28 protein-coding genes (1 of these 28 only partly in view) are annotated in these 13,931 nt (G+C 53.8%); 1 reads left to right on the plus strand and 27 read right to left on the minus strand.

What is annotated here, in order from left to right:
* The 27 genes from WIR04_RS19365 to rpsJ form a co-directional block, all read right to left on the minus strand.
* Positions 1 to 431, minus strand: partial view of a DNA-directed RNA polymerase subunit alpha gene (locus WIR04_RS19365; RefSeq protein WP_005307997.1) — the start only. The gene continues 559 nt to the left of window position 1, outside the view; the window shows 431 of its 990 coding nt (coding positions 1-431); it begins with the start codon at positions 429 to 431; the stop codon falls past the left edge of the window.
* Between the two features lie 25 nt (positions 432 to 456).
* Complete coding sequence (gene rpsD, locus WIR04_RS19370) at positions 457 to 1,077, minus strand: 30S ribosomal protein S4 (RefSeq protein WP_010672568.1); 621 nt, start codon at positions 1,075 to 1,077, stop codon at positions 457 to 459.
* 39 nt (positions 1,078 to 1,116) lie between these two features.
* Positions 1,117 to 1,506, minus strand: a complete 390-nt coding sequence (gene rpsK, locus WIR04_RS19375) for a 30S ribosomal protein S11 (RefSeq protein WP_005319702.1) — start codon at positions 1,504 to 1,506, stop codon at positions 1,117 to 1,119.
* Positions 1,507 to 1,520: 14 nt separating this feature from the next.
* Positions 1,521 to 1,877, minus strand: a complete 357-nt coding sequence (gene rpsM / locus WIR04_RS19380) for a 30S ribosomal protein S13 (protein ID WP_005307991.1) — start codon at positions 1,875 to 1,877, stop codon at positions 1,521 to 1,523.
* Between the two features lie 139 nt (positions 1,878 to 2,016).
* A complete protein-coding gene (gene rpmJ / locus WIR04_RS19385; RefSeq protein WP_005319705.1) occupies positions 2,017 to 2,130 on the minus strand; it encodes a 50S ribosomal protein L36 in 114 nt (37 codons plus the stop codon).
* A gap of 27 nt (positions 2,131 to 2,157) precedes the next feature.
* Positions 2,158 to 3,486, minus strand: a complete 1,329-nt coding sequence (secY, locus tag WIR04_RS19390; protein ID WP_005307989.1) for a preprotein translocase subunit SecY — start codon at positions 3,484 to 3,486, stop codon at positions 2,158 to 2,160.
* A gap of 8 nt (positions 3,487 to 3,494) precedes the next feature.
* Positions 3,495 to 3,932, minus strand: a complete 438-nt coding sequence (gene rplO / locus WIR04_RS19395) for a 50S ribosomal protein L15 (RefSeq protein ID WP_025325390.1) — start codon at positions 3,930 to 3,932, stop codon at positions 3,495 to 3,497.
* Positions 3,933 to 3,934: 2 nt separating this feature from the next.
* Positions 3,935 to 4,114: a 50S ribosomal protein L30 gene (gene rpmD / locus WIR04_RS19400; protein WP_005307985.1), complete on the minus strand. Its 180-nt coding sequence runs from the start codon at positions 4,112 to 4,114 to the stop codon at positions 3,935 to 3,937.
* A 6-nt stretch (positions 4,115 to 4,120) separates the two neighbouring features.
* The gene (gene rpsE / locus WIR04_RS19405; RefSeq protein ID WP_005340605.1) at positions 4,121 to 4,621 is read right to left on the minus strand and encodes a 30S ribosomal protein S5; all 501 of its coding nucleotides are present in this window, start codon (positions 4,619 to 4,621) and stop codon (positions 4,121 to 4,123) included.
* A gap of 14 nt (positions 4,622 to 4,635) precedes the next feature.
* A complete protein-coding gene (rplR, locus tag WIR04_RS19410) occupies positions 4,636 to 4,989 on the minus strand; it encodes a 50S ribosomal protein L18 (RefSeq protein WP_025325389.1) in 354 nt (117 codons plus the stop codon).
* 9 nt (positions 4,990 to 4,998) lie between these two features.
* Positions 4,999 to 5,532, minus strand: coding sequence for a 50S ribosomal protein L6 (rplF, locus tag WIR04_RS19415; protein ID WP_025325388.1), 534 nt, complete (start codon positions 5,530 to 5,532; stop codon positions 4,999 to 5,001).
* 13 nt (positions 5,533 to 5,545) lie between these two features.
* Complete coding sequence (gene rpsH / locus WIR04_RS19420; protein WP_005307980.1) at positions 5,546 to 5,938, minus strand: 30S ribosomal protein S8; 393 nt, start codon at positions 5,936 to 5,938, stop codon at positions 5,546 to 5,548.
* A gap of 19 nt (positions 5,939 to 5,957) precedes the next feature.
* Positions 5,958 to 6,263: a 30S ribosomal protein S14 gene (gene rpsN, locus WIR04_RS19425; protein ID WP_005331161.1), complete on the minus strand. Its 306-nt coding sequence runs from the start codon at positions 6,261 to 6,263 to the stop codon at positions 5,958 to 5,960.
* A gap of 10 nt (positions 6,264 to 6,273) precedes the next feature.
* Positions 6,274 to 6,813 (minus strand): 50S ribosomal protein L5, encoded by a 540-nt coding sequence (gene rplE / locus WIR04_RS19430; RefSeq protein ID WP_005331162.1) that lies wholly within the window; start codon positions 6,811 to 6,813, stop codon positions 6,274 to 6,276.
* A gap of 13 nt (positions 6,814 to 6,826) precedes the next feature.
* Positions 6,827 to 7,144, minus strand: coding sequence for a 50S ribosomal protein L24 (gene rplX / locus WIR04_RS19435; protein WP_025325387.1), 318 nt, complete (start codon positions 7,142 to 7,144; stop codon positions 6,827 to 6,829).
* An 11-nt stretch (positions 7,145 to 7,155) separates the two neighbouring features.
* Complete coding sequence (gene rplN, locus WIR04_RS19440; RefSeq protein WP_005307975.1) at positions 7,156 to 7,524, minus strand: 50S ribosomal protein L14; 369 nt, start codon at positions 7,522 to 7,524, stop codon at positions 7,156 to 7,158.
* A 148-nt stretch (positions 7,525 to 7,672) separates the two neighbouring features.
* Positions 7,673 to 7,921, minus strand: coding sequence for a 30S ribosomal protein S17 (gene rpsQ / locus WIR04_RS19445; RefSeq protein WP_005307966.1), 249 nt, complete (start codon positions 7,919 to 7,921; stop codon positions 7,673 to 7,675).
* Positions 7,921 to 8,112 carry a 50S ribosomal protein L29 gene (rpmC, locus tag WIR04_RS19450; protein WP_005307965.1) on the minus strand — a complete coding sequence of 64 codons (192 nt, stop codon included), beginning with the start codon at positions 8,110 to 8,112 and terminating at the stop codon, positions 7,921 to 7,923. Before rpmC ends, rpsQ begins: the two co-directional genes overlap by 1 nt.
* Positions 8,112 to 8,525: a 50S ribosomal protein L16 gene (gene rplP / locus WIR04_RS19455; protein ID WP_005307963.1), complete on the minus strand. Its 414-nt coding sequence runs from the start codon at positions 8,523 to 8,525 to the stop codon at positions 8,112 to 8,114. Before rplP ends, rpmC begins: the two co-directional genes overlap by 1 nt.
* Before the next feature lie 13 nt (positions 8,526 to 8,538).
* Positions 8,539 to 9,252, minus strand: coding sequence for a 30S ribosomal protein S3 (gene rpsC / locus WIR04_RS19460; RefSeq protein WP_005331168.1), 714 nt, complete (start codon positions 9,250 to 9,252; stop codon positions 8,539 to 8,541).
* Positions 9,253 to 9,255: 3 nt separating this feature from the next.
* A complete protein-coding gene (gene rplV / locus WIR04_RS19465; protein WP_005319741.1) occupies positions 9,256 to 9,600 on the minus strand; it encodes a 50S ribosomal protein L22 in 345 nt (114 codons plus the stop codon).
* A gap of 10 nt (positions 9,601 to 9,610) precedes the next feature.
* Positions 9,611 to 9,889, minus strand: a complete 279-nt coding sequence (gene rpsS, locus WIR04_RS19470; RefSeq protein WP_005307960.1) for a 30S ribosomal protein S19 — start codon at positions 9,887 to 9,889, stop codon at positions 9,611 to 9,613.
* 22 nt (positions 9,890 to 9,911) lie between these two features.
* The gene (rplB, locus tag WIR04_RS19475; protein ID WP_005331177.1) at positions 9,912 to 10,733 is read right to left on the minus strand and encodes a 50S ribosomal protein L2; all 822 of its coding nucleotides are present in this window, start codon (positions 10,731 to 10,733) and stop codon (positions 9,912 to 9,914) included.
* A 15-nt stretch (positions 10,734 to 10,748) separates the two neighbouring features.
* Positions 10,749 to 11,051: a 50S ribosomal protein L23 gene (gene rplW / locus WIR04_RS19480; RefSeq protein WP_005331199.1), complete on the minus strand. Its 303-nt coding sequence runs from the start codon at positions 11,049 to 11,051 to the stop codon at positions 10,749 to 10,751.
* Positions 11,048 to 11,653 (minus strand): 50S ribosomal protein L4, encoded by a 606-nt coding sequence (gene rplD / locus WIR04_RS19485; protein ID WP_025325386.1) that lies wholly within the window; start codon positions 11,651 to 11,653, stop codon positions 11,048 to 11,050. The genes rplW and rplD overlap by 4 nt, the downstream gene beginning before the upstream one ends.
* A gap of 17 nt (positions 11,654 to 11,670) precedes the next feature.
* Positions 11,671 to 12,303: a 50S ribosomal protein L3 gene (gene rplC, locus WIR04_RS19490; RefSeq protein ID WP_025325385.1), complete on the minus strand. Its 633-nt coding sequence runs from the start codon at positions 12,301 to 12,303 to the stop codon at positions 11,671 to 11,673.
* Positions 12,304 to 12,325: 22 nt separating this feature from the next.
* A complete protein-coding gene (gene rpsJ, locus WIR04_RS19495) occupies positions 12,326 to 12,637 on the minus strand; it encodes a 30S ribosomal protein S10 (protein ID WP_005307944.1) in 312 nt (103 codons plus the stop codon).
* Between the two features lie 356 nt (positions 12,638 to 12,993).
* Between rpsJ and WIR04_RS19500 the strand changes: the two genes are divergently transcribed.
* Positions 12,994 to 13,908, plus strand: a complete 915-nt coding sequence (locus tag WIR04_RS19500; RefSeq protein WP_338889118.1) for a DMT family transporter — start codon at positions 12,994 to 12,996, stop codon at positions 13,906 to 13,908.
* Positions 13,909 to 13,931: the final 23 nt, after the last annotated feature.

The raw sequence follows: 13,931 nt of genomic DNA on the forward strand, positions 1-13,931 counted from the left end.
AGACGCATGCTGATCTCAGCATTGGCCCCTGTCAGGTGGCAGATTACGTGCTCCGGGTTTACGATCTCGACTTCATCACCGTGAGTGATATCACCAGCGGTAACGGGGCCTGTTCCAGACTTGGTCAGGGACAGAGTTACCTCGTCCTTGCCTTCCAGCTTCACAGCGATACCTTTCAGGTTGAGCAGGATTTCAAGAATGTCTTCCTGTACACCTTCTTTGCTGCTGTACTCGTGCAGTACTCCATCGATCTCGACTTCAGTAACTGCACAACCGGGCATAGATGACAGCAAAATACGACGCAGGGCATTACCCAGCGTGTGACCAAAGCCACGCTCAAGCGGCTCGAGAGTCACTTTCGCGTGAGTCGGGCTAACTTGCTCGATGTCAACTAGCCGCGGTTTAAGAAAATCTGTTACAGAACCCAGCATTGTGTCCTCTCTTTAGAAGCTAGCTTTACTTGGAGTAAAGCTCGACGATCAGCTGTTCGTTAATGTCGGCAGACAGGTCGGAACGCTCTGGCAGGCGCTTGAAGGCACCTTCCATCTTAGCAGCGTCAACCTCTACCCAAGTCGGCTTCTCGCGCTGACCAGCAACTTCCAGGGAAGCTTTGATACGCGCTTGCTTCTTAGCCTTCTCGCGAACGCAGATCACGTCCTCAGGGGATACCTGGAAAGAAGGAACATTCACAACGCGGCCGTTTACCATGATGGCTTTGTGGCTCACCAGCTGACGAGACTCAGCACGAGTGGCGCCGAAGCCCATACGGTAGACGACGTTGTCCAGACGACCTTCCAGCAGCTGCAACAGGTTTTCACCGGTGTTACCCTTTTGACGGGCAGCGTCGCGGTAGTAGTTGCGGAACTGTTTTTCCAATACGCCGTAAATACGACGTACTTTTTGTTTCTCGCGCAGTTGCACGCCATAGTCGGACAGACGCGCTTTACGCGCACCGTGTTGACCAGGAACGGTGTCAATCTTGCACTTAGAATCAATCGCACGAACACCAGACTTCAGGAAGAGGTCGGTGCCCTCACGACGGCTAAGCTTAAGCTTAGGACCGATATATCTTGCCATCTTCTTTCTCCAACAATCCTAGACCAAGTAGCTACAGCGTTATACGCGGCGCTTCTTGGGAGGACGACAACCGTTGTGCGGGATCGGAGTCACATCAGTAATATTAGTGATGCGGAAACCAGCCGCGTTCAGAGCGCGGATGGAGGACTCACGACCGGGACCCGGACCTTTGACCATGACTTCCAGGTTCTTCACGCCGTATTCTTTGGCGATCTCACCAGCGCGCTCAGCAGCTACCTGGGCAGCAAACGGAGTGGACTTACGGGAACCACGGAAACCGGAACCACCAGAGGTAGCCCAAGACAGAGCGTTGCCCTGACGGTCAGTAATGGTCACGATTGTGTTGTTGAAAGATGCATGAACGTGCGCAATACCGTCGCTCACTTGCTTTTTAACGCGCTTGCGAGCACGAGTCGGAGTTTTAGCCATTTTCTACCTTCCCGTTACTTCTTGATAGCCTTGCGCGGACCCTTACGGGTACGAGCGTTGGTCTTGGTACGTTGACCACGAACAGGCAGGCTACGACGGTGACGCAAACCACGGTAGCAACCCAGATCCATCAATCGCTTGATGTTCATGGAAATCTGACGACGCAGGTCACCTTCAACGGTGAATTTACCTACTTGTTCACGCAGACTCTCGATCTGAGCTTCGTCCAGGTCTTTAATTTTCACATTCTCAGCGATACCGGCTGCGGCACAGATGGCCTTGGAGCGGGTACGACCGACGCCATAAATCGCAGTCAACGCAATGACTGCATGCTTATGGTCAGGAATGTTAATGCCAGCGATACGGGCCACTATTCACTCCTACATATAGTAGATAACGACCACCACAAAGCCCGTGAGCGGATACGTGGCGGTCAACCAATACACAACAAAAGTTGGCTGGCTATATTAGCCAGCACAACTATTTGTTGCAAGTACTAACCGTAAAAAATTAGCCTTGGCGCTGTTTATGCTTTGGCTCGCTGCAAATCACACGCACCACACCGTGACGCTTGATGATTTTGCAGTTACGGCAGATTGCCTTAACGGAAGCACGAACTTTCATTGCTTAACTCCGTAACTACGCCGACCTTTAGCGGCCGTAGCCCTTCAGGTTGGCCTTCCTCAGGACGTCGCCATATTGATGAGACATCATATGGGTCTGAACCTGAGCCATGAAGTCCATGATAACTACCACGATAATCAGCAGCGAAGTGCCACCGAAGTAGAACTGTACGTTCCAGGCAGTCATCAAGAACTGGGGTACCAGACAGATAAAGGTTATATAGAGCGCACCTGCCAATGTCAGGCGAGTCATAACCTTATCGATGTAACGTGCTGTCTGCTCGCCCGGGCGGATCCCCGGGATAAAGGCTCCACTCTTCTTCAAATTATCTGCTGTCTCGCGGGGGTTGAACACCAGCGCGGTATAGAAGAAGCAGAAGAAGATAATGGCTGCTGCATAGAGCATCTCATACAAGGGTTGACCCGGCTGCAGGACCATAGAGACCTGTTGCAGGATATCAGCCACCTTGCCCTCGCCCTGACCAAACCAAGAGGTAATGGTCCCTGGGAAGAGGATGATGCTGGATGCGAAAATCGCAGGAATCACACCGGCCATATTTACTTTCAACGGCAGATGTGTGCTTTGCGCGGCGAAAACCTGGCGGCCTTGTTGACGCTTGGCATAGTTAACGACGATACGACGCTGACCACGCTCCACGAACACCACAAAGTAAGTCACTGCGAAAACAATCAAGCCCAGCAACAACAACAGCAGGATGTGCAATTCCCCTTGACGTGCCTGTTCGGCCGTAGCGCCAATGGCATGAGGCAGACCAGCAACGATACCCGTGAAAATAATCAGCGAGATACCATTACCAATCCCACGCTCGGTAATCTGTTCACCCAACCACATCAAGAACATGGTACCGGTGACCAGACTCACAACGGCCGTGAAATAGAAGCCCAAACCCGGATGAGTCACGAGTCCCTGCATCATATTCGGCAGACCGGTTGCAATACCAATGGCCTGGAACGTTCCCAAAACCAGCGTGCCCCAACGGGTATATTGGCTAATCTTGCGACGGCCGGATTCACCTTCTTTCTTGAGTTCAGCAAGAGCAGGATGAACCACAGTCAGCAGCTGGATAATGATCGACGCCGAAATGTACGGCATGATCCCCAGCGCAAGAATAGAAGCACGCGAGAGTGCACCACCACTGAACATGTTGAACATCTCAATGATGGTGCCCTTCTGTTGTTGGAACAACTCGGCCAGTACGGCGGCGTCAATACCAGGAATCGGCACATAAGAGCCTGCGCGGAACACGATAATTGCCCCGAGAACGAAGAGCAGACGGCTCTTCAGTTCACTCAGACCACCTTGTGCTTTAACATCCAATCCTGGTTTCTTAGCCATTGTACTGATTATTCCTCGATTTTACCGCCAGCGGCCTCGATGGCTGCACGTGCACCTTTGGTGACGGACAGACCACGAACGGTCACAGCACGGTCAATGTTGCCAGACAGAACAACTTTAGCGAAAACGATGTTCTTGGTAACAACACCGGCTTGCTTCAGAGTGCTCAGATCGACCACATCACCTTCTACCAGGGCGATTTCGTTCAGGCGCACTTCGGCAGAAACCAAAGATTTGCGAGAGAAGAAACCGAACTTCGGCAGACGGATTTTCAAAGGCATCTGGCCACCCTCGAAACCGTTGCGGACTTTACCGCCACCGGAACGAGAAGTTTGACCTTTCACACCACGACCACCAGTCTTGCCCAGACCAGAACCGATACCACGGCCCGGACGGTGCTTAACACGCTTGGAACCAGCGGCCGGAGACAGAGTATTCAGACGCATGCTTAGCCCTCCACCTTAACCATGTAATAAACCTGGTTGATCATGCCGCGTACGCAGGGAGTATCTTCCAGCTCAACGGTGTGACCAATGCGACGCAGACCCAGACCACGCAGAGTCGCCTTGTGCTTTGGCAGACGGCCGATAGAGCTGCGAGTTTGAGTTACTTTTACAGTGTTAGCCATGTCGCATTACCCCAGAATTTCTTCAACGCGCAGACCACGCTTGGCAGCGATCTGTTCCGGTGATTGACCGTGAACCAGAGCGTCTACAGTTGCGCGAACAACGTTGATTGGGTTGGTGGAACCGTAGGTCTTAGCCAGCACGTTGTGGATACCGGCCACTTCCAGTACGGCACGCATAGCGCCGCCTGCAATGATACCAGTACCTTGTGAGGCCGGCTTCATGAACACGGTGGAACCGGAGTGAACACCGCGCACCGGGTGGTGCAGAGTGCCATTGTTCAGCTCAACCTTGTTCAGGTTACGCTTAGCCTGTTCCATTGCCTTTTGAATGGCAGCCGGAACTTCACGGGCCTTACCGTAACCGTAACCTACACGGCCGTTACCATCACCCACCACGGTCAACGCGGTGAAGGACATGATACGACCACCTTTAACAGTTTTCGAAACACGGTTTACTGCAATCAGCTTTTCTTGCAGTTCGCCGGCTTGAGATTCGACTTTAGCCATCTTCGACTCCTAGCTTAGAACTGAAGACCAGCGTCACGAGCAGCGGCAGCCAGAGCGGCTACACGACCGTGATACTTGAAACCGGAACGATCGAAAGATACGTTCTGAACGCCTTTGGCAATAGCACGCTCAGCGATTGCTTTACCTACAGCGGTAGCAGCATCTGCATTACCGGTGTATTTAATAGCTTCACTGATGGCTTTCTCTACTGTAGAAGCAGAGGCCAGAACTTCGGAACCGTTGGCTGCGATAACCTGCGCATAGATATGACGCGGGGTACGGTGAACAACCAGACGGGTAGCTCCCAGTTCCTGCATCTTTTTCCGAGCACGAGTAGCACGACGGAGACGAGCTGCTTTCTTGTCCATAGTGTTACCTTACTTCTTCTTAGCTTCTTTAGTACGCACTTGCTCGTTGGCATAGCGTACACCCTTGCCCTTGTAGGGCTCCGGAGCGCGGTAAGCACGGATATCGGCGGCGACTTGGCCAACCAGCTGCTTGTCCACACCACGCAGAATGATCTCTGTGGCGGACGGACATTCAGCGGTGACACCAGCCGGCAGCGCATGCTCAACCGGGTGAGAGAAGCCCAGAGCCAGCGCGACAGCATTGCCCTTGATGGAGGCTTTGTAGCCTACACCAACCAGCTGCAGCTTGCGCTCGAAGCCTTGGGTAACACCGATTACCATGTTGTTAGCCAATGCACGTGCAGTACCGGCCTGAGCGTCAGCACCAGCGATGCCGTCGCGCGGGGCGAACTTCAGTACATTGTCTTCTTTGGTCACTTCTACACCGGCGTGGATGGAACGAACCAGAGAACCTTTACCACCTTTGATGGACAGTTCCTGACCGTTCAGAGTCACCTCTACGCCAGCAGGAATAGTGACGGGTGCCTTAGCAACGCGAGACATTTCCGACCTCCTATTAAGCGACGTAGCAGATGATCTCACCACCCATGCTTGCCTTGCGGGCAGCACGGTCGGTCATCACACCTTTAGACGTGGACACGATAGCAACACCGAGACCGCCCATGACTTTCGGCAGATCAGTAGTGCGCTTGTAAATACGCAGGCCGGGACGGCTCACGCGTTGGATCAGTTCTACAACCGGCTTGCCCTGGAAATATTTCAGTTCAATTTCCAGTTCCGGCTTCACATCACCTGCTACGGAGTAGCCAGCGATGTAACCTTCTTCCTTCAGCACTTTGGCAATAGCCACTTTCAGCTTGGAAGAAGGCATGGAAACCGCAACTTTGCTCGCCGCCTGACCGTTACGGATGCGGGTCAGCATATCCGCGATCGGATCTTGCATGCTCATAGTCTAACTCCCGAGATTCTTACCAAGAGGCCTTTTTGAGGCCCGGAATTTCGCCCTTCATGGCATGCTCACGCACCTTGATGCGAGAGAGGCCAAACTTCCGCAGGAAACCGTGCGGACGACCAGTGATGTTGCAACGGTTACGCTGGCGGGACGGACTGGAATCACGGGGCAGCTGTTGCAGTTGCAAGACAGCATCCCAACGCGCTTCTTCAGAAGCGTTCATATCAACGATGATAGCTTTCAGCTCGGTACGCTTGGTCGCGAACTTGGCTGCCAGCTTCGCACGCTTTGCTTCACGTGCTTTCATGGATGTTTTAGCCATAACCCTAACCTTACTTGCGGAATGGGAAGTTAAAGGCAGCCAGCAGAGCACGGCCTTCTTCGTCGGTATTCGCGGAAGTGGTGATGGTGATATCCAGACCACGGACGCGATCGACCTTGTCATAGTCGATTTCCGGGAAGATGATTTGCTCACGCACGCCCATGGAGTAGTTACCACGGCCATCAAACGCCTTGGCGTTCAGACCACGGAAGTCACGGATACGCGGTACGGAGATGCAAATCAGCCGTTCCAGGAACTCCCACATACGCTCGCCACGCAGGGTTACTTTACAACCTATCGGGTAGCCTTCACGAATCTTGAAGCCCGCAACAGATTTGCGTGCTTTGGTGATCAGCGGCTTCTGACCGGAAATGGCAGCCATATCGGCAGCAGCATTTTCCAGCAACTTCTTGTCAGAGATCGCTTCACCAACACCCATGTTCAGGGTGATTTTCTCGATCCGAGGGACTTGCATGATAGTCTTGTAACCGAACTGCTTGGACAGTTCATTTACTACATCGGATTTGTAGTAATCATGCAGTTTCGCCATCGTTAAACTCCAATTACTTCACAAGTTCGCCGGTGGATTTGAAGAAACGGACTTTCTTGCCGTCTTCAATCCGGAAACCAACGCGGTCAGCCTTGCCAGTGGCAGAGTTGAACAGCGCGATGTTAGATACATCGATGGGGGCTTCTTTGGTGACGATACCGCCAGCCTGACCCAATGCGGGTACCGGCTTCTGGTGTTTCTTCACCTGGTTGATGCCTTCCACGATTACCTTACCTTTTGCAATCAGGACTTGAGTGACTTTGCCACGCTTGCCCTTGTCTTTGCCGGTAAGAACAATTACTTCGTCTTCGCGACGGATTTTAGCTGCCATCGTTCGACTCCTTACAGTACTTCGGGTGCCAGGGACACAATCTTCATGAACTTCTCATTACGGAGTTCACGGGTCACCGGGCCAAAAATACGAGTACCGATTGGCTGTTGGTTGTTGTTAAGCAACACAGCCGCATTGTTGTCGAAACGGATGACAGAGCCGTCCGGACGACGAACGCCTTTACGGGTGCGTACGACCACCGCGTTATACACATCACCTTTCTTCACTTTACCGCGAGGAATAGCTTCCTTGATGGAAACCTTGATGATGTCGCCGATGCCGGCATAACGGCGGTGCGAACCACCCAGAACCTTAATACACATTACACTGCGAGCGCCGGAGTTGTCGGCAACACCCAGCATACTTTGCATCTGGATCATCTTAGTGCTCCGCTTTGTTTACTTCTTATCCCTAATGGGATCTGGCTGCCTTCAAAAGGCGCGAAACTATAACACAGGTATTTTTGAAAAGGTAGCCTAAAAAACAAACGGCCCCGATGGGGGGCCGTTTGGGCTAAAAAGTACCGAATTAGGCCTTTTCTACGACAGCAACCAGGGTCCAGGACTTGGTCTTGGACAGCGGGCGGCATTCGCGGATTTCCACGAGATCGCCAGCTTTACACTCGTTGTTCTCGTCATGTACGTGCAGCTTGGTAGTGCGCTTGATGATCTTACCGTAGATCGGGTGCTTTACCTTGCGCTCGATAGCGACGGTGATGGACTTGTCCATCTTGTCGCTAATTACACGACCTTGCAGAGTACGGATCTTGTCAGTCATTACGCACCTGCCTTCTCAGTCAGTACAGTCTTGATACGTGCGACGTCACGACGCACTTGTTTCAGAGTGTGAGTCTGAGCCAGTTGGCCGGTGGAAGCTTGCATGCGCATGTTGAATTGCTCACGCAGCAGACCCAGCAGCTCCTGGTTCAGTTCTTCGACGCTCTTTTGACGCAGATCTTGGGCTTTCATCACATCACCGTCTTAATTACGAAAGTGGTCTGAACGGACAGCTTAGCTGCGGCCAGGGCAAACGCTTCACGCGCCAGAGCCTCAGGTACACCATCCATCTCGTACAGAACCTTGCCAGGCTGGATCGGGCAGACCCAATATTCCACGTTGCCCTTACCTTTACCCATACGAACTTCGAGGGGCTTTTCGGTGATGGGCTTGTCCGGGAACACACGGATCCAGATCTTACCTTGACGCTTTACGTGACGGGTCATGGCACGACGGGCTGCTTCGATTTGACGAGCAGTCAGTTGACCACGAGATGTCGCCTTCAGGCCAAAGGTACCGAAGGATACTTCGTTACCAGAGTTGGCCAGACCGCGGTTACGACCCTTATGGGTCTTGCGGAATTTAGTACGCTTAGGTTGCAACATTTACCGAATCTCCTTACTTAGCAGCGCGGCGCTTGTTGTCACGCTTGGGCTTTGCAGGAGCTTGCTCTTGAGCAGCGGCAGCGTTAACAGCAGCCAGACCGCCCAGAACTTCGCCCTTGAAGATCCAAACTTTGACGCCGATCACACCGTAAGTGGTGTGGGCTTCAGAAGTTGCGTAGTCGATGTCGGCACGCAGGGTGTGCAAAGGCACACGACCTTCACGGTACCATTCGGTACGCGCGATTTCAGCGCCGCCCAGACGACCGGACACTTCTACTTTGATGCCCTTGGCACCCAGGCGCATGGCGTTCTGTACGGCGCGCTTCATAGCGCGACGGAACATTACGCGACGTTCCAGCTGAGAAGTGATGCTGTCGGCAACGAGTTTGCCATCCAGCTCCGGCTTGCGGACTTCGGAAATGTTGATCTGAGCAGGCACGCCAGCAATAGCGGCTACGGCTTTGCGCAGTTTCTCAACGTCTTCGCCTTTCTTGCCGATCACGACACCCGGACGAGCGGTGTGAATGGTCACACGGATGCTCTTGGCCGGACGCTCGATGGTGATCTTGGACAAGGAAGCGTTTTTCAGCTCCTTGGTCAGGAACTGGCGTACTTGGAAATCGCTGTACAGGTTGTCAGCGAAGTCTTTGGTGTTCGCGAACCAGGTAGAATTCCAAGGCTTGGTAATACCCAGGCGAATGCCATTAGGATGTACTTTCTGACCCATTGCTTATCTCCCAGCCTTAGCGTCGGATACCACTACAGTGATGTGAGCGGTACGCTTGAGGATACGATCCGCGCGACCTTTGGCACGCGGGCGGATGCGCTTCATGGAGGGACCTTCGTCTACCATGATGGTGGCAACACGCAGGGCGTCGATGTCGGCGCCTTCGTTGTGCTCAGCGTTTGCAATGGCAGATTCCAGCACTTTCTTCACCAGAACCGCAGCCTTTTTCGGGCTGAAGGTCAGGATGTTCAGAGCCTTGTCTACGGACAGACCACGTACTTGATCGGCTACCAGACGAGCTTTCTGGGCAGAAGTACGGGCATAACGGTGTTTAGCGATAGCTTCCATCATTTATCCCTTAGCGCTTCTTAGCCTTCTTATCAGCAGCATGGCCGCGATAAGTACGAGTCGGTGCGAATTCACCCAGTTTGTGACCGATCATTTCTTCGGTAACGAAAACCGGAACGTGCTGACGACCATTATGGACAGCGATGGTCAAACCGATCATGTTCGGGATGATCATTGAACGACGGGACCAGGTCTTAACCGGCTTTTTATCCCCGCTTTCCACCGCTTTCTCTACCTTCTTCAGCAAGTGCAGGTCAATAAATGGACCCTTCTTGAGAGAACGTGGCATGGTGATTCCTCTATGTTAACAATTACTTGTTACGACGACGTACGATGTACTTGTCGGTACGCTTGTTCTTACGGGTCTTGAAGCCCTTAGCCTTCTGGCCCCATGGGGACACAGGCTGCATGCCCTTGTTACGACCCTCACCACCACCGTGCGGGTGATCAACCGGGTTCATCGCCATACCGCGAACGGTCGGACGAATACCACGCCAGCGGTTTGCACCGGCTTTACCCAGTTGACGCAGCATGTGCTCGGAGTTACCCACTTCACCAATGGTGGCGCGGCACTCGGCCAGAACTTTACGTACTTCGCCGGAACGCAGACGCAGAGTTACATAGTTACCTTCACGAGCCAGAATCTGGATGAAAGTACCAGCGGAACGAGCCAGCTGTGCACCTTTACCAGGTTTCATTTCTACGGCGTGAACGGTAGAACCAACCGGGATGTTACGCATCGGCAGGGAGTTACCTACCTTGATCGCAGCATCAGCACCAGAAGCGATAGCATCACCTGCTTTCAGGCCTTTCGGAGCCAGGATGTAACGACGCTCACCGTCTGCATACAGCACCAGGGCGATGTTTGCGGTACGGTTAGGATCGTATTCCAGACGCTCTACTTTGGCCGGAATGCCGTCTTTGTCGCGTTTGAAGTCGACGATACGGTAGTGTTGCTTGTGACCACCACCGATATGACGGGTAGTGATACGGCCGTTGTTGTTACGACCACCGGACTTGCTTTTGCTGTCCAGCAGAGCGGCGAAGGGCTTGCCCTTGTACAGCTCTTGGTTGACGATCTTGACGACGTGGCGGCGGCCCGGAGAAGTAGGCTTGCACTTAACGATTGCCATTTTTGAGAACTCCTCTTACTCGGCTGCGCCCATGAAGTCGATGTCCTGACCAGCTTTCAGGGTCACATAAGCCTTTTTCCAATCGGAACGACGGCCTACACGCGCACCTGAGCGCTTGGTCTTACCCTTCATGTTCAGGGTACGGACGGTCTCAACTTCGACCTCGAACAGTTTCGCAACTGCAGCTTTGACTTCCGCCTTGGTGGCATCAACAGCAACTTTGAACACGATAGTGTTCTGCTTTTCTGCGACCATGGTGCTCTTTTCAGAGATGTGCGGAGCCTTCAGAACTTTCAACAGACGTTCTTCGCGGATCATGCCAGCATCTCCTCGATTTGCTTAACTGCGTCAGCAGTCATCAGAATCTTGTCGAAAGCGATCAGGCTGACCGGGTCGATACCGGCAACATCACGCACGTCGACCTTGTACAGGTTGCGAGCAGCCAGGAACAGGTTCTCATCGACTTCAGCAGTCACGATCAGAACGTCAGTCAGTTCCATCTCTTTCAGCTTGGCGATCAGTTCTTTGGTCTTCGGCGCTTCGATGCCGAATTTCTCGACAACGATCAGGCGCTCTTGACGTACCAGCTCGGACAGGATGCTACGGATAGCGCCGCGGTACATCTTCTTGTTTACTTTCTGGCTGTGATCTTGCGGCTTAGCAGCAAAGGTCACACCACCGGAACGCCAGATGGGCGAACGGATGGAGCCAGCACGGGCACGACCAGTACCCTTCTGACGCCACGGCTTTTTGCCGCCACCAGACACTTCAGAGCGAGTCAGCTGCGCACGAGTACCCTGACGGGCACCAGCGGCATATGCAACGACGACCTGGTGAACCAGAGCTTCGTTGAATTCGCGCCCGAAGGTAGTCTCGGAAACTTCAAGAGCGCTCTTGGCGTCTTTCATTACCAATTCCATTACTATCTCCTCAGACGTTACGCTTTGACGGCAGGTTTGACGATCACGTTGCCGTTGGTTGCACCCGGTACTGCGCCTTTGATGAGCAGCAGGTTGCGTTCAGCGTCAACACGAACCAGTTCCAGGTTCTGAGTCGTTACACGCTCAGCACCCATGTGACCAGCCATCTTTTTGCCCTTGAATACACGGCCCGGGGTCTGGTTTTGACCGATGGAGCCAGGTACACGGTGGGACAGGGAGTTACCGTGGGTCATATCCTGGGTGCGGAAGTTGTGGCGCTTTACAGTGCCCGCAAAACCTTTACCCTTGGATGTGCCGGTAACGTCAACCATCTTAACGTCAGCGAGAAGATCTACTTTCAGCTCGCTACCAACAGTGAAAGTTTCACCGTTGTTCAGGCGGAATTCCCACAGACCGCGACCGGCTTCTACACCAGCTTTGGCGAAGTGGCCAGCTTCCGGCTTGGTCACACGGCTGGCTTTCTTGGCGCCAGTGGTAACCTGAATAGCGTTGTAGCCGTCGGTTTCTACAGATTTGACCTGAGTTACACGGTTAGCTTCAACTTCGATAACAGTCACCGGGATAGAAACGCCATCTTCAGTGAAGATGCGAGTCATACCCACTTTGCGACCTACAAGACCGATTGTCATTGTTATCAACCTCTTTCCGTAATTAACCCAGGCTGATCTGGACGTCTACACCAGCTGCCAGATCCAGACGCATCAGGGCGTCTACGGTCTTGTCAGTCGGCTCAACGATGTCTACCAGACGCTTGTGAGTGCGGATCTCGTACTGATCACGCGCATCTTTGTTGACGTGCGGGGAGATCAGGACGGTGAAGCGCTCTTTGCGAGTCGGCAGCGGAATAGGACCGCGAACCTGCGCGCCGGTGCGCTTTGCAGTTTCAACGATTTCCGCAGTGGATTGATCGATCAGGCGATGATCAAAAGCCTTCAGGCGGATACGGATTCTTTGGTTCTGCATTGACAGAGCTCCAATAGATAAAAGAACATAAATCAACACCGCCCGACCGAGATTACTCCCGCCAGAGGTGTGATTTTTCACGTTTCCCCCCATATCGGGAGGACTGTATGGCTGGCGACTCGTAAACGGGAAGCTCAGCAAGCAGACATATCGTCTGGCATGCCTCATGGGCAAGCGGAGGGGATTATACGGATTTTTTCAATTCGCGCAAGAGAAGGCGGACAGATTGTGCGCAATTTTGTGTGACGGATGGATCTTGCCGGCGATAGCTCCCCTGGCCGCCACAAAGCGGTAACGACAATGTTGCAAACAGGCTGATAGACTGCCCCCTTGCCCCAGTCAGCGGAACGACCCCGATGCTCAAGAATCAGAAGAAAGCCTATCAATACGGACTCTGCGCCGTCGCCCTCTGGTCGACGGTCGCCACCGCCTTCAAGATATCCCTCGCCTACTTCGAGCCGGTGCAGTTGCTGCTGGTCGCCGCCATCACCTCGACTCTGACCCTGGGGTCCATCGTGGCGATCCAGGGCAAGCTGCCCCTGCTGCTGAGCTATCTCAGGGCCCGCCCCTTCTACTATCTGGCGCTGGGGGTGTTGAACCCCTTCCTCTATTACCTATTGCTTTTCAAGGCCTATGATCTGCTGCCGGCCCAGCAGGCCCAGACCCTCAACTACACCTGGGCCATCACCTTGAGCTTGCTGGCCGTCCCCTTCCTCGGCCAGAAGCTCCGCCGCCGTGACGGAGTGGCCATAGTGCTTGGCTACTTCGGCGCTCTGGTGATCGCCACCAGGGGGGATGTGTTCGGCCTGCAGTTTGACAGCCCGCTCGGGGTGACGCTGGCCCTGGTCTCGACCCTCATCTGGGCGGGCTACTGGATCCTCAACACCCGCAACCAGGGGAATCCCATCGTCAGCCTGTTGCTCGGCTTCCTCATCAGCCTGCCTTTCATCGTGGTGGCGACCTGGCTGCTCGCCGGCTTTGCCATGACCGCCTGGCAGGGCTGGCTCGGTGCCATCTATGTGGGACTGTTCGAGATGGGCTTCGGCTTCGTGTTATGGCTGATGGCCCTGCGCCACGCCACCAACACGGCCCCCATCAGCAACCTCATCTTCATCTCCCCCTTCGCCTCCCTGGTGCTGCTCAACCTGCTGATCGGCGAAGCCATTCATCCCGCCACTCCCATAGGGTTGGCGCTGATCGTCGCCGCCCTGCTGATCCAGCAACTCAAATACGGCAGGTGCTACCGCAAGACGGCCGAGCCACAAGCCTGACAATGCAGAAGGGCGCATCCACA

Origin of the sequence: Aeromonas rivipollensis (assembly GCF_037811135.1) — a bacterium.
Classification (GTDB): Bacteria; Pseudomonadota; Gammaproteobacteria; order Enterobacterales; family Aeromonadaceae; genus Aeromonas; species Aeromonas rivipollensis.

What these genes read in the sequence shown, in the direction of transcription:
- rpsD (WP_010672568.1), bottom strand. Translation starts at nt 1,077, where the DNA reads ATGGCAAGATATATCGGTCCTAAGCTTAAGCTTAGCCGTCGTGAGGGC.
- rpsK (WP_005319702.1), bottom strand. Translation starts at nt 1,506, where the DNA reads ATGGCTAAAACTCCGACTCGTGCTCGCAAGCGCGTTAAAAAGCAAGTG.
- rpmJ (WP_005319705.1), bottom strand. Translation starts at nt 2,130, where the DNA reads ATGAAAGTTCGTGCTTCCGTTAAGGCAATCTGCCGTAACTGCAAAATC.
- secY (WP_005307989.1), bottom strand. Translation starts at nt 3,486, where the DNA reads ATGGCTAAGAAACCAGGATTGGATGTTAAAGCACAAGGTGGTCTGAGT.
- rplO (WP_025325390.1), bottom strand. Translation starts at nt 3,932, where the DNA reads ATGCGTCTGAATACTCTGTCTCCGGCCGCTGGTTCCAAGCGTGTTAAG.
- rpmD (WP_005307985.1), bottom strand. Translation starts at nt 4,114, where the DNA reads ATGGCTAACACTGTAAAAGTAACTCAAACTCGCAGCTCTATCGGCCGT.
- rpsE (WP_005340605.1), bottom strand. Translation starts at nt 4,621, where the DNA reads ATGGCTAAAGTCGAATCTCAAGCCGGCGAACTGCAAGAAAAGCTGATT.
- rplR (WP_025325389.1), bottom strand. Translation starts at nt 4,989, where the DNA reads ATGGACAAGAAAGCAGCTCGTCTCCGTCGTGCTACTCGTGCTCGGAAA.
- rplF (WP_025325388.1), bottom strand. Translation starts at nt 5,532, where the DNA reads ATGTCTCGCGTTGCTAAGGCACCCGTCACTATTCCTGCTGGCGTAGAG.
- rpsH (WP_005307980.1), bottom strand. Translation starts at nt 5,938, where the DNA reads ATGAGCATGCAAGATCCGATCGCGGATATGCTGACCCGCATCCGTAAC.
- rpsN (WP_005331161.1), bottom strand. Translation starts at nt 6,263, where the DNA reads ATGGCTAAAACATCCATGAAAGCACGTGAAGCAAAGCGTGCGAAGCTG.
- rplE (WP_005331162.1), bottom strand. Translation starts at nt 6,813, where the DNA reads ATGGCGAAACTGCATGATTACTACAAATCCGATGTAGTAAATGAACTG.
- rplX (WP_025325387.1), bottom strand. Translation starts at nt 7,144, where the DNA reads ATGGCAGCTAAAATCCGTCGCGAAGACGAAGTAATTGTTCTTACCGGC.
- rplN (WP_005307975.1), bottom strand. Translation starts at nt 7,524, where the DNA reads ATGATCCAGATGCAAAGTATGCTGGGTGTTGCCGACAACTCCGGCGCT.
- rpsQ (WP_005307966.1), bottom strand. Translation starts at nt 7,921, where the DNA reads ATGACTGACAAGATCCGTACTCTGCAAGGTCGTGTAATTAGCGACAAG.
- rpmC (WP_005307965.1), bottom strand. Translation starts at nt 8,112, where the DNA reads ATGAAAGCCCAAGATCTGCGTCAAAAGAGCGTCGAAGAACTGAACCAG.
- rplP (WP_005307963.1), bottom strand. Translation starts at nt 8,525, where the DNA reads ATGTTGCAACCTAAGCGTACTAAATTCCGCAAGACCCATAAGGGTCGT.
- rpsC (WP_005331168.1), bottom strand. Translation starts at nt 9,252, where the DNA reads ATGGGTCAGAAAGTACATCCTAATGGCATTCGCCTGGGTATTACCAAG.
- rplV (WP_005319741.1), bottom strand. Translation starts at nt 9,600, where the DNA reads ATGGAAGCTATCGCTAAACACCGTTATGCCCGTACTTCTGCCCAGAAA.
- rpsS (WP_005307960.1), bottom strand. Translation starts at nt 9,889, where the DNA reads ATGCCACGTTCTCTCAAGAAGGGTCCATTTATTGACCTGCACTTGCTG.
- rplB (WP_005331177.1), bottom strand. Translation starts at nt 10,733, where the DNA reads ATGGCAATCGTTAAGTGCAAGCCTACTTCTCCGGGCCGCCGCCACGTC.
- rplW (WP_005331199.1), bottom strand. Translation starts at nt 11,051, where the DNA reads ATGATCCGCGAAGAACGTCTGTTGAAAGTTCTGAAGGCTCCGCACATC.
- rplD (WP_025325386.1), bottom strand. Translation starts at nt 11,653, where the DNA reads ATGGAATTGGTAATGAAAGACGCCAAGAGCGCTCTTGAAGTTTCCGAG.
- rplC (WP_025325385.1), bottom strand. Translation starts at nt 12,303, where the DNA reads ATGACAATCGGTCTTGTAGGTCGCAAAGTGGGTATGACTCGCATCTTC.
- rpsJ (WP_005307944.1), bottom strand. Translation starts at nt 12,637, where the DNA reads ATGCAGAACCAAAGAATCCGTATCCGCCTGAAGGCTTTTGATCATCGC.
- WIR04_RS19500 (WP_338889118.1), top strand. Translation starts at nt 12,994, where the DNA reads ATGCTCAAGAATCAGAAGAAAGCCTATCAATACGGACTCTGCGCCGTC.